Raw genomic sequence first — 12,798 nt, forward strand, 5'->3', positions numbered from 1 at the left:
ACATTGCACTCGGTTCCATCACAGCTGAGACTGGATTCACGATCAAGGGAGATCCATGAGCACCGTCACACCCGAGTCCCCGTCGGCCGCCGCGAACCGGGCGCAGCTCGACAGCCAGGAGCGCTCCGTTCTCGACGACGCGCTCAGCGCCCTCCGCACCGGCGAGCAGACCTGGGCCGGGATGCCGGTCGCTGACCGTACCGCCCTGCTGATGCAGGTGCACGCCCGTGTCGCCGGGGCATCCGAGGAGTGGGCGATGACCGCCGCCCGGATCAAGGGGCTGCCCGCAGACTCTCCCCTGGTCGGCGAGGAGTGGATCTCCGGCCCATACCCTGTGCTCACCGGGCTCGGTGTACTGGCGTCGTCGCTCACCGCGGTCGCGGCGGGCAGGAGCCCCATCGCCGATGTGCACCTCGCCACTGCACCCGGCGGGCGTGTCGCCGTCCCCGTGCTGCCGCACAACTCGTACGAGGCGCTGCTGATGCACGGCTTCCACGCGGAAGTCTGGATGGAGCCGGGGCGCACCGCCGACCAGGTCACCTCCTCCGCAGGCCTCGCGGCGAAGCATCCTGAGCGCACGAACGGCATCGGGCTGGTGCTCGGTGCCGGCAACATCACCTCGATCGCGCCGCTCGACGCGCTCTACGAGCTGGTCGCGAACAACCGCGTCGTGCTGCTCAAGCTCAATCCCGTCATGCGTGAACTGGAGGACGTCTACCGCAGCGCCTTCGCGCCTCTCATCGAGCTCGGCGTGCTGCAGATCGTGCAGGGCGGTGCCGCGGCGGGCGCCTATCTCACCGGGCATCCCGACATCGCGCACATCCACATCACCGGCAGCGCCATCACGCATGACGTCATCGTCTACGGGCCAGGTGACGAGGGCCGCGCGCGCAAGGCCGCAGACGCACCGCTACTGGACAAGCCGATCACCAGCGAGCTCGGCGGAGTCGCACCGGTGATCGTCGTACCCGGCCAATGGTCGAAGAAGGACCTCGAATACCAGGCCGCGCACATCGCGACGATGCGCCTGCACAACGGCGGCTACAACTGCATCGCCGGTCAGATCGTCATCATCAGCGCGGACTGGGCGCAGAAGGACGCGTTCCTCGCCGCGCTTCGCGCCGCGTTCGACCGCGCACCCGCACGCCCGGCGTGGTACCCCGGCAGCGACGACCGGCTCGCCGGCGCGCTCGCCTCATACCCCTCGGCGAAGCGGATGGGCGAGGGCGGATGCCGCGTGCTGGTGGAGACGGATGCCGCGGATGCGACCGCGCTGGAGACCACCGAGTACTTCTCACCGGTGCTCGGAGTCGTGCAGCTGCACGGCGGCGGCGCACGGTTCCTCGAGGATGCCGTCGCGTACGCCAACGAGAGGCTCACCGGCACCCTTGGCGCCAACGTGCTCGTCGACCCGCGCTCGCGAAGGGCCATGGGCGACCGTTTCGAAGCCCTCATCGCCGACCTGCACTACGGCACCGTCGCGATCAACGCGTGGACCGGCGTGGGCTTCCTCACCGCCGCGGCCACCTGGGGTGCGTTCCCCGGGCACACGCTGGACGACATCCAATCCGGCCGTGGCGTCGTGCACAACGCGCTGCTGCTCGAGGGCACTGAGCGCACGGTCGTGACGGGGCCGTTCCGGCCCTTCCCGCGGTCGGTCATGCACGGCGAGTTCGCTCTGTTCCCGACCCCGCCGTGGTTCGTCACCGCACGCAGCGCGGCACTCACCGGCCGGCGGCTCGCCGGCTTCGCCGCGCACCCGAGTTGGGGCGCCATGCCCGCCGTGTTCGCCGCGGCGTTCCGCGCCTGACTCTCCCGACACCTGACACGAGGAATGACATTCATGAACGAGACCACCTACGACTACGTCGTCGTCGGCGCGGGTTCGGCCGGAGCCGCCGTGGCAGCCCGGCTCAGCGAGGACCCGAACACCCGCGTGCTGCTGCTGGAGGCAGGACCGGAGGACAGGAAGACCGAGGTGCACATCCCGGCCGCGTTCTCGAAGCTGTTCAAGTCGGACGTGGACTGGAACTACGAGACCGAGCCGCAGCCCACCCTCGGCGGACGCAGGATCTTCTGGCCCCGCGGCAAGGTGCTCGGCGGCTCGTCGTCGATGAACGCGATGATGTGGGTGCGAGGTTTTCCGGAGGACTACGACGAGTGGGCGGATGCTGCGGGCGACGCCTGGTCGTGGAAGGGGCTGCGGCGGTACTTCGATCGGGTCGAGGACGTCGACTCCGTGATCGCGCGTGACAACGAGACCGAGACCGGTCGCGGCGGCGCGATCCGCATCGAGGAGCAGCGCAGTCCCCGACCCCACACCGAGGCCTTCATCGACGCCGCAGGGCAGACGGGCATCCCGCGGGTGCCGGGCAACGGCCGCGACCAGCGCGGCATGAGCCGCACCCTGGTCAGCCAGCACAAGGGATCGCGGTTCAGCACCGTGAACGGCTACCTGAAGGATGCTCGAAAGCGACCGAACCTCGTTGTCGCGACCGGCGCGCACGCCACGAAGGTGGTGTTCGACGGCACACGGGCGGTCGGCGTCGACTACAAGCAGGATGAGCTCACGATCCGCGCGAAGGCTGCCAGGGAGGTCATCCTCTCCGGCGGCGCGATCAACACGCCGCAGCTGCTCATGCTCTCCGGCATCGGCGACCGCGAGCAGCTCGCGAAGCACGGCATCCCGGTCGTCGCGCACAGTCCGGAAGTCGGCAAGAACCTGCGCGACCACCTGCTCACCGGCCTGGCCGTCGGCGCGAAGGAGGACACGCTGTACACGGCCGAGAAGCCGGGGCAGCTCGTGAACTACCTGGTGCGGCACCGCGGCATGCTCACCTCGAACGTCGGTGAGGCCTACGGCTTCGTGTCCTCGCAGGCGGGGATGGACTCACCCGACCTCGAGTTGATCTTCGCTCCGGTCGCCTTCATCGGCGAGGGCCTGGTCGCGCACGACGGGCACGCCGTCACCGTCGGCGTCATCCTGGTGCGCCCGGAGAGCCACGGCGAGATCACCCTGGCCAGTGCGGATCCGTTCGCGAAGCCACTGATCGACCCGAAGTATCTGAGCGACCCCGAGGGGCGCGACCGGGCGGCGATCATGTCGGGGCTCGCGATGTGCGAGGACATCCTCGCTGCGCCCGCGCTGAAGAGCAGGACGACCGGAGTGTTCATCCAACCGGCGGGCGCCGAGCGGATGGAGCGCGCCGCGCGTGACGCGCTCGCTCTCGAGCAGCACTCCCAGACGCTGTATCACCCGGTCGGCACCGCACGGATGGGGACGGATGCCGCATCCGTCGTCGACGAGGAGCTGCGCGTGCGCGGCGTCACGGGTCTGCGCGTCGCGGACGCTTCGATCATGCCGTCGATCATCCGCGGGCACACGAACGCCCCGTCGATCGTGATCGGCGAGAAGGCGGCCGACCTCATCCGCGCGGCACGGACCGGCGCATCGCAGACGCGCGCGCAGCGTCGCGCGGAGCACGCCGGCTGAGTCCGAGCGCCCGACACGGGGCGGTCGCGCGCAGCCCAGCCGCGCGGCCGCCCCTTCTCGTCGTATCCGGTCCGCGACACCGGGTCGTTCCAATGCGGCCCGGTGTCGTCGGCGGCGGTTAGGCTCGTGCTGTGGCTTTCGGGAGCCCCCCGACTGAAACGCCTCGAGGAGGAAGCGCATGGCTCGTATCGGTGAGAGCGCCGACCTGTTCAAGTGCTCGTTCTGCGGAAAGAGCCAGAAGCAGGTCCAGCAGCTGATCGCCGGCCCCGGCGTGTACATCTGCGATGAATGCGTCGAGCTGTGCAACGAGATCATCGAGGAGCGGATGGCGGAATCCGCCGGGGGAGCGGTCGCCGAGTTCGACCTGCCCAAGCCGCGCGAGATCTTCTCCTTCCTCGAGGAGTACGTGGTCGGGCAGGATGCCGCGAAGCGGTCGCTCGCGGTCGCCGTCTACAACCACTACAAGCGCGTCCGAGCCCGGAGCACTCTGCAGCCGGCCGAGCAGAAGGCCGAAGAGGTCGAGGTCGCCAAGAGCAACATCCTGATGCTCGGCCCGACCGGCTGCGGCAAGACCTATCTCGCACAGACGCTGGCCAAGCGACTGAACGTCCCCTTCGCCGTCGCCGACGCCACGGCGCTCACCGAGGCGGGCTACGTCGGCGAGGACGTCGAGAACATCCTGCTGAAGCTGCTGCAGGCCGCCGACTACGACACCAAGCGCGCCGAGACCGGCATCATCTACATCGACGAGATCGACAAGATCGCTCGCAAGGCCGAGAACCCCTCCATCACCCGCGACGTCTCGGGTGAGGGCGTGCAGCAGGCGCTGCTGAAGATCCTCGAGGGAACGGTCGCGTCGGTTCCGCCGCAGGGCGGCCGCAAGCATCCGCACCAGGAGTTCCTGCAGATCGACACGACCAACGTGCTGTTCATCGTGGCCGGAGCCTTCGCCGGGCTCGAGGACATCATCTCGGCACGAGTCGGCAAGCACGGCGTCGGCTTCGGCGCTCCGCTGCACGACAAGGGCAAGGACCTCGACCTGTTCAGCGAGGTGCTGCCGGAGGACCTGCACAAGTTCGGTCTGATCCCCGAGTTCATCGGCCGGCTGCCGGTCGTCACGTCGGTGTCGCCGCTCGATCAGGAGGCCCTGATCGACATCCTCACCGGCCCGCGCAACGCACTGGTCAAGCAGTACCAGCGCATGTTCGAGCTCGACGGCGTGCAGCTCGAGTTCGAGGACGACGCACTGGCGTCGATCGCCGACCTCGCCGTGCTGCGCAAGACCGGCGCGCGCGGCCTGCGGGCGATCCTCGAGGACGTGCTCGGCCCGATCATGTTCGAGATCCCCTCGGCGCAGGACGTCACCAAGGTCGTGGTGACCAAGGCAGCCGTCGAAGAGGGCGCCGCACCCACGGTCGTGCTCTCGCGCAAGCGCAAGAGCGCCTGACCCGGCGGGATGTCGGTGCCCGCGCGTAGCGTCGGTGCATGTCCTCCCCGCGGCCCTTCTCGATCTCCGTCCCCGACCACGAGCTCACCGATCTGCGCGATCGGCTCGACCGGTTCCGGCCGCTGCCCGATTCGCCGCGGCGCCCGCCGGCGGGGATGACGGCCGAATACCTCGGCGAGCTCGTCGCGACCTGGCGCGAATGGGACTGGCGCGCCCGTGAGGAGTGGCTCAACCGGCATCCGCAGTACCTCGTCGACATCGATGACACGACGCTGCACTTCGTGCATCTGCGATCGGAGCGCCCAGATGCGCCGGCGCTGCTGGTCATGCACGGTTGGCCGCACACGTTCGCTCTGCAGCTGGACTTCGCCGATCTGCTGCCCGACTTCGACGTCGTCGTGCCGAGCCTCCCGGGGTTCGGGTTCTCCAGTCCTTACGCTCGCAACCCGATCTCCGAGAAGCGCCTCGCCGACACGATGCACGCGCTCATGACGGACGTACTCGGATATCGCCGGTACCTCACATACGGCGAGGATGTGTCGGCGAACGTCAACGACCTGATCGCCGCGAGCCACCCCGAAGAAGTGGCGGGCGTGCTCGTCACCCACGCGCACTTCCCACCGCACGCTGAGCGCGGCCTGTTCGCCGAGCCCGATGAGGTGGCGTTCTTCACACGCCTCGACGAGTGGAGCGGTCCCAACGGCGCGTACGGCCACGTGCAGGGCACACGCCCTGACACGCTGGCGGTCGGACTGAACGACTCGCCTGCCGGGCTCCTGGCGTGGCTCACGGAGAAGCTCGTCGAGTGGAGCGACACGCCCGCCGGAGCTCCATCCGCCCTCGAGCGGCGCATCTCGAGGGAGCGCATACTCACCGAGGCGATGATCTACTGGTCGACTCAGAGCATCGGCACATCGTTCCGCGCGTACTACGAGGAGCCGGAGCCGCTCGTCGAGATACCGCCGGTCGAGGTGCCGGCATCCGTCCACATCCAACGGCACGAGTGGGACTACCCCGAGACGCTCGCGCGACAGTTCTACCGTGATCTGCGCACCTTCGAGCGGCTGGACGAAGGTGGGCATTTCGCCATCGCGGAGGTTCCGCGGGCGATGGCCGACCGCGTGCGGGTGTTCGCCGGGGGTCTTGGCCTGCTCTGAGTCGGCGCTCGTCGGGCGCGGTCAGTCGCCGCCGGGGATGCCGCCGAGGGCGATCCCCTCCAGCACGCGTATCGCGAGCAGCGCCTCGAACCAGGGGCACCACGGCATCAGCAGGCCGAGCACGGTCGCCGAGACCAGAGCGATCCGCATCGCCCTGACGCGCCCTATCCGGTCGGCGACCAGTGACCAGGGGAGCACCGAGAGCGCCAGTCCGGTCGTGGCTGCCGAGATCGCCAGGCTCGCCTGCGAGGCATCCACTCGAAAGTCGGTCGCCAGCAGCGGCAGGATGCCCTGCGGCGAGTACAGCTGAGCGAAGGTCGCGATGCCCGCGCCGAGCAGCGCGACGGAGATCCGGCGGTAAGGCGTCGTTCCGCGCGGATGTCCGTCCCAGGTGCTGCCCTCAGTCGTGGTCGGTCACCTCGAGTTCGGCGATGAGCACGGCGTCGACGTCGTCGGCCCAGACGGCGTGACGGCGGACGCCGAAGCCGAACTCCCGGAACGTCGTGGTAGACGCCTCGACACTGTGGAAGGGACCGTGGTCGCGGACATAGGGCCGTGCCGCTGACGGTTCCTGGCGGAGTCGCTCGGCGGCGTGCGCGTCATCGGGCATGAGGAACGTCGCGGTGACGAGCCTTCCACCGGGCGCCAGCACGCGTCGCCATTCGTGCAGGGCTCCCCGGACATCTGGGATCAGATGCAGCGCGGTCACGCAGGAGATCAGGTCGACGGCGGCGTCGGGAAGCGGCAGCGCCGCGGCATCCGCCTCGAGCCATTCCGCATCGGGCAGCGCACCCCGAGCGACCGCGAGCATGCCGGGGGAGATGTCCGCGCCGATCAGGCGAGCGCTGGGCAGGAGCGCGCGCAGCGCGCGCAGCACCAGCCCCGTTCCCGTCGCGACGTCGAGCACGGTGCCGGCAGCCGACGGCGCAGTGAAGGATGCGACCGCATCTGCGAGAGCGCGATGCATCTCGCTCTCGTCGTACGTCGGCGCGCGATCATCGAACGCGTCGCGGATCGCCGCCAGGTGGTCGGAGATCTGCGGGATCTCGGAGGAATCCGCCGAAGCGCTCCGAGATCCCGCAGCTCTCCGAGGGGATGCCGCGCCGGCGCCGCCCTCGTCAGGCATCGAGTCCGCGGCGCTTCAGCAGCGGTGCGATCTCGGCGTCGCGGCCGCGGAAGTCGCGGTACGCCTCGAGAGGGTCCTTCGAGCCGCCCACGCCGAGCAGCCGGTCGCGGAAGCGGTCGCCGTTCTCCCTGGTCAGTCCGCCGTTCGTGCGGAACCACTCCACCGTGTCGGCGTCCAGCACCTCGCTCCAGATGTACGAGTAGTAGCCGGCGCTGTAGCCGCCCGAGAACACGTGCGCGAAGTAAGTCGACGAGTACCGGGTGGGCACGGCCGGATCGTTCAGGCCGATGTCGGCGAGCGCGGCGTCCTCGAAAGCCGCCACGTCGTCGACCGTCGTGCCGACCGGCAGCAGGTGCCAGGCCTGGTCGAGCCAGGCGGCGGCGAGGTACTCGCTGGTCGCGAAGCCCTGGTTGAATGTCTCGGATGCCTGCAAGCGCTCGACGATCGCCGCATCCAGCGGCTCGCCGGTCTCGTGGTGCCGCGCGTACGAGTCCAGCACCTCAGGCCAGAGGATCCACATCTCGTTGACCTGGCTGGGGAACTCCACGAAGTCGCGGAAGACGTTCGTGCCGGAGAAGTGCGGGTAGGTCACCGTGGCGAACAGACCGTGCAGCGCGTGCCCGAACTCGTGGAACAGCGTCGTGACCTCATCCAGAGTGAGCAGGGTCGGCTGCCCGTCGCCGGGCTTGGCCACATTGAGGTTGTTCACCACGACAGACTTCGTGCCGCGCAGCCGGGACTGGTCGACGATCGAGTTCATCCACGCGCCGCCGCGCTTGGAGTCGCGGGTGTACAGGTCGAGGATGTACAGCCCCTGCGCGGAGCCGTCCTCGTTGAACACCTCGAAGACACGGGCATCCGGGTGGTACGACGAAAGGTCGGTGCGTTCGGTGAAGGTGACGCCGTAGAGCTTCGTCGCAGCGGCGAAGACGCCGTCCTGCAGTACGCGCTCGGCCTCGAACCACGGCCGCATCGCCGCCGAGTCGATGTCGTACTCGGCCTGACGCACCTTCTCCGTGTAGTAGGCCCAGTCATGCGCCTCGACGGCGAACGGCGTGGCCTCGGTCTCGTCCACGATCGCCTGCAGACGCGCAAGCTCGGCTGCCGCGTTGCGTGCCGCGGGGGCGGCCAGCCGGCGCAGCATCCGCTCAACCGCCTCGGGATCGTGGGCCGTCTCGTCCGCGGTGATCGCCGCGGCGTGCGTCGGATAGCCGAGCAGCTCGGCGCGCTCGGCGCGCAGCGCCGTGATCTCGGTCAGCACGGCCCCGTTGTCGTTGGCGTCGCCGCGGGACGCCCGAGAGCGCGAGGCCGCCATGATGCGGCGGCGGCTCTCGCGCACGTGGAGCGAGGCGAGATAAGGATGCCCGGTGAACAGCGGCAGTGTGACCAGGTATCCCTCGAGGTCGCGATCGGCGGCTGCCCGCTGCGCGGCGGAGAGCTCGCCCTCGGTGAGGCCGTCCAGCTCGGCGACATCCGTGAAGTGCACGGCGAGCTCGTTCGTGTCGGCGAGCAGGTTCTTCTCGAACGTCGTGCTCAGCGTGGACAGGCGCTGGTTCAGGTCGGTGAGCCGTGCCTTCGCCTCGTCGTCGAGTCCGGCGCCGGCGAGTGTCATCTCGCGGTGGCGGCGCTCGACGAGGTACCGCTGCTCGGCATCCAGGTCGAGCGCGCCGAGCTGCTCGTGCAGCCGGGAGATGCGCCAGTACAGCGCGGAGTCGAGCGCGATCGCATCCTGATGCGCGGCCATCAGCGGGGCCAGCTGCTCCTCGATCTCCTGGATCTCGGTCGTGGCATCCGCCGAGCTCACGGTGTAGAACGCCTGCGCGACGCGGTGCAACAGGTCGCCTGAGCGCTCCAGCGCCTCGATCGTGTTCTCGAAGGTCGGCATCGAGCGCACCATCGTGATGCGCTGCACCTCGGCGAGGTGCTCGCGGAACGCGGCTTCGAACGCCGGCAGGTAGTGCTCGGGCCGGATGGCGCCGTAGTCGGGCAGGCCATAGGGCAGCGCGGACGGAACGAGAAGCGGGTTGGCGTCGTCGGTCATCCTCCGAGCCTAGGGCCACAGCCGCCCGGAGTTGACAGCGAACCCCTGGACACTCACAATGATGAAAGCACTTTCGGAATGGTTATGAAAGTTGCTTAAGAAGACCTTTCGAAGAGGAACGGGACACCGATGTCGACCATCGATGTGAAGCTGATCGCCGAGTGCCTGGCGAGCCTGCGCGATCTCGGACGCGCGACGATCTCCGATCTCGCCGAGAGCACAGGTCTGTCCCGCCCGACCGTCACCGCTGCGCTCGGCTCGCTGACGGAGTCCGGCCTCGCGATCGAGCACGAGGCGCGCGCGGCGACCGGCCGCCCTGCCCGCACGTTCTCCGCCGTCGCGGGGTCACCCGTCATCGTCGGCATCGACCTCACCCGCAGCACGATCCGCCTCGTCATCGCCGACCGCACCGGTCGGGTCCTCGCCCGGCAGGACTCCGACATCGCGCCCCCGACCACCGCGCAGCCGTCGCTCGCACCGATGCGATCCCTGCTGCAGCAGACCATGGAGCGCATCGGCCACCGGCAGTCCGACGTCGCGGCGATCGGCATCGCCGTGGCCGGCCTGATCGACGAGGGCGGCATCCTCATCTCCGCCCCGCAGGTGACCGGCTGGAACGGCCGAGACCTCGCCTCGATGTTCACCGACGCGCTCGGTGCGCCCGTCGTGGTCGACAACGACCTGTCGCTCGCAGCGGAGGCCGAGTCCCGCGGAGGGGCGCTGGCCGACGCCGAGACCGGTGTCTACGCGCTGACCTGGCACCATGTCTCGGCACGCGTCACCGCATCGGGGCACGTGCTGCGCGGCCGCCGAGGGCGTGCCGGCGAGGTCGGACTGCTCCGTGCGTTCAGCGACGTCGCCGTGCCCGAGGGATCCCTCCTCGAAGCGGCTCCGCGCGTGGCCGCGGAGCTGCGCCTGCTGCGCGACGACCCTGCCGACCTGCGCGGCCTCGCCGCGCTCGAGTCGCTCAGCGCGGCGATGACGCCCGCGATGGCGGCCCTGCTGCTGACCGCAGACCCCGATGTCATCGTGCTCGGTGGCGAGCTCGGCGAGTTCGCCGACCTCATCGCCGGCCCCCTTGCTGAGGGCATCCGCACCGCCGTGACCGGCATCGACACCGGCACGCGGATCATCCGCGGGGGAGAGCTGGGGGCGGATGCCGCGGCGCTCGGCGCGCTCGGACTCGCCTTCGAGAAGCACTCCTCCCGCATCTACGGCGTGCCGGACGTCCCGGCGCCCGTCATCACCATCGACCCGGAGAACGAACAGATGACCACCGACACCGCCTCTGAGCAGGCTCCCTTCCGCGCCGCAGCGATCGGAGTCGGCGCCCGCGTCGGCCTCGCGCTGCATGTGAAGGAGGTGGGCGGCACGGTCGTCGCGGCGGTGGATCCCGACCCCCGCACCCATGAGCGCGCGGCACGGCTGTTCGGAGACATCCCGGTGTTCGCCTCTGTCGCGGAGCTGCTCGCATCGGGCATCGAGATCGACGGCGCCTTCGTGACCACCCCCGACTTCACGCATGCCGAGGTCGCGATCGAGCTCCTCGAGGCGGGCATCCCGTCGTACATCGAGAAGCCCCTCGCGATCTCGATCGAGGACGCCGACCGCATCCTCGAGACCGCCTACCGCACCGGCACCAAGGTGTACGTCGGCCACAACATGCGCCACATGCAGGTGGTCCGCATGATGAAGGACATCGTCGACCGCGGCGAGATCGGCGAGGTCAAGGCCATCTGGTGCCGGCACTTCGTCGGTCACGGCGGCGACTACTACTTCAAGGACTGGCACGCCGAGCGCGACAAGGCGATGAGCCTGCTGCTGCAGAAGGGTGCGCACGACATCGACGTGATGCACTGGATCGCCGGAACCTCCACCCGCTCGGTGGTGGGCATGGGCGACCTGGCGATCTACGGCGACGTTCAGTCACGGCGCGACAACTCGGATCGTCGCATGGGCGACTGGTTCTCGATGTCGAACTGGCCGCCGGCCGCGCAGCAGGACCTCAACCCCGTCATCGACGTCGAGGACATCTCGATGATCATGATGCGCACCGACTCCGGCGTGCTGATGAGCTACCAGCAGTGCCATTTCACCCCGGACTACTGGCGTAACTACACCGTGATCGGCACCGAGGGGCGCATCGAGAACTTCGACGATGACGCCGGAGGTGAGATCCGGCTCTGGAACGCCCGCAGCGACTACCTCGAGAAGGGCCACGTGCGCTACCCGATCGAGGACGGCGGCGACGGCGGCCACGGCGGCGCCGACCCGCTCACCGTCGCCGAGTTCGTGGAGTTCGTCCGCAGTGGCGCCCCGACCGACACCAGCCCGGTCGCGGCGCGGGATGCGGTGGCCGCGGGCATCGCCGGTGCGCTCTCGATCCGTTCGAACTCCGAGCCCTACGAGATCCCGCGCCTGAGCGACCAGATGCTCGACTACTTCGCGGCGCACCAGCCGGCGCGAGACTGATGCTGCGCTACGCGCTGCGGCGCATCCTGATGATGGTGCCGACCCTGATCGGGTCGACGCTGCTCGTCTATCTGCTCGTCTTCCTCATCCCCGGCGATCCGGTGACCCGGCTCGCCGGGGGTGAGAAGCGGCTCTCGGACTCGACCATCGCGGCGATCCGAGCGCAGTACAACCTGGACGATCCGTTCTTCGTGCAATATGCGAAGTATCTCTGGGGCGTGCTGCACGGCGACTTCGGCTACGACTTCAACGGCAACTCGGTCTCGACGCTGATCGCGACCGCGCTGCCCTACACGGTGGTGTTCGCACTGTCGGCGTTCGTGCTGAAGCTCATCATCGGCGTGTGCCTCGGCGTGTGGGCCGGCCTGCGGCAGGGGAAGTTCCCGGACAAGTTCAACCTGTTCTTCACGATCTTCTTCCTGGCCGTGCCGGGGTTCATCATCGCCTACTTCTCGCAGTACCTGTTCGGCATCAAGCTGCACTGGCTGCCGATATCCGGTGTGAGGGAAGGCTTCCCGCTCGCGTTCATCATGCCGGCGATGGTGCTGGCGCTCGAGACGGCATCGCCGCTGGCCCGCCTCAGCCGCACCAGTCTGGTCGACGTGCTGCGCTCGGACTACATCGTCACCGCGACGGCGAAGGGCATCGGTCCGCAGCGGATCATGTGGGTGCATGCCCTGCGCAACGCGTTCATGCCGGTCGTCACCTATCTCGGCCTGAGCATGGCCGCGCTGCTCGGCGGATCCGTGCTCATCGAGACGATCTTCAACCTGCCCGGCCTGGGCGGAACTCTCGCCCGGGCGATCGACCTGCAGAACGGCCCCGTGGTCGTGGGCGTCTCGGTGTTCCTGCTGCTGTTCTACCTGGTCGCGGCGCTGATCGTCGACCTGCTCTACCCGATCATCGACCCGAGGGTGCGCCATGTCTGAGTCCACCACGTCGCTCATCATCGCCCGGCGACGGCGCGGCCGCCCCCGCAGCGGGCTGCGCAGCCTCTGGAAGAGCCCGTTCTTCGACATCGCCGCGCATCATCGTCGTCGTCACGCTGATGGCGCTGTTCCC

The 12,798-nt window shown here is 69.0% G+C and carries 9 protein-coding genes; 6 read left to right on the plus strand and 3 right to left on the minus strand.

Annotation, left to right across the window (positions count from 1 at the left end; genetic code table 11):
• Positions 1-55 precede the first annotated feature (55 nt).
• From ACFVDO_RS00820 to ACFVDO_RS00835, 4 genes are all read left to right on the plus strand, one after another.
• Entirely contained in the window at positions 56-1,810 is a 1,755-nt protein-coding gene (locus ACFVDO_RS00820) for an aldehyde dehydrogenase family protein (protein ID WP_378859389.1), read from the plus strand.
• A 33-nt stretch (positions 1,811-1,843) separates the two neighbouring features.
• Positions 1,844-3,493, plus strand: coding sequence for a GMC family oxidoreductase (locus ACFVDO_RS00825; RefSeq protein WP_378859388.1), 1,650 nt, complete (start codon positions 1,844-1,846; stop codon positions 3,491-3,493).
• A gap of 178 nt (positions 3,494-3,671) precedes the next feature.
• Positions 3,672-4,940, plus strand: coding sequence for an ATP-dependent Clp protease ATP-binding subunit ClpX (gene clpX, locus ACFVDO_RS00830; protein ID WP_378859387.1), 1,269 nt, complete (start codon positions 3,672-3,674; stop codon positions 4,938-4,940).
• A gap of 38 nt (positions 4,941-4,978) precedes the next feature.
• Complete coding sequence (locus ACFVDO_RS00835) at positions 4,979-6,097, plus strand: epoxide hydrolase family protein (protein ID WP_378859386.1); 1,119 nt, start codon at positions 4,979-4,981, stop codon at positions 6,095-6,097.
• A gap of 21 nt (positions 6,098-6,118) precedes the next feature.
• Here the strand turns inward: ACFVDO_RS00835 and ACFVDO_RS00840 are convergent, their stop codons facing one another.
• From ACFVDO_RS00840 to ACFVDO_RS00850, 3 genes are read right to left on the minus strand one after another with little or no spacing between them, the layout of a single operon-like run.
• On the minus strand, positions 6,119-6,448 hold the full coding sequence (locus tag ACFVDO_RS00840; protein WP_378886847.1) for an MFS transporter: 330 nt from the start codon (positions 6,446-6,448) through the stop codon (positions 6,119-6,121).
• A gap of 49 nt (positions 6,449-6,497) precedes the next feature.
• On the minus strand, positions 6,498-7,223 hold the full coding sequence (locus ACFVDO_RS00845) for a class I SAM-dependent methyltransferase (protein ID WP_378859385.1): 726 nt from the start codon (positions 7,221-7,223) through the stop codon (positions 6,498-6,500).
• Positions 7,216-9,264: a M3 family metallopeptidase gene (locus ACFVDO_RS00850; protein WP_378859384.1), complete on the minus strand. Its 2,049-nt coding sequence runs from the start codon at positions 9,262-9,264 to the stop codon at positions 7,216-7,218. The genes ACFVDO_RS00845 and ACFVDO_RS00850 overlap by 8 nt, the downstream gene beginning before the upstream one ends.
• A 129-nt stretch (positions 9,265-9,393) precedes the next feature.
• Between ACFVDO_RS00850 and ACFVDO_RS00855 the strand changes: the two genes are divergently transcribed.
• Together ACFVDO_RS00855 and ACFVDO_RS00860 are read left to right on the plus strand one after the other, a co-directional pair.
• Positions 9,394-11,736: an ROK family protein gene (locus tag ACFVDO_RS00855; RefSeq protein WP_378859383.1), complete on the plus strand. Its 2,343-nt coding sequence runs from the start codon at positions 9,394-9,396 to the stop codon at positions 11,734-11,736.
• On the plus strand, positions 11,736-12,665 hold the full coding sequence (locus ACFVDO_RS00860) for an ABC transporter permease (protein ID WP_378859382.1): 930 nt from the start codon (positions 11,736-11,738) through the stop codon (positions 12,663-12,665). The genes ACFVDO_RS00855 and ACFVDO_RS00860 overlap by 1 nt, the downstream gene beginning before the upstream one ends.
• Positions 12,666-12,798: the final 133 nt, after the last annotated feature.

Origin of the sequence: Microbacterium sp. NPDC057741, from assembly GCF_042798735.1 — a bacterium.
In the GTDB taxonomy this organism is placed as follows: domain Bacteria; phylum Actinomycetota; class Actinomycetes; order Actinomycetales; family Microbacteriaceae; genus Microbacterium.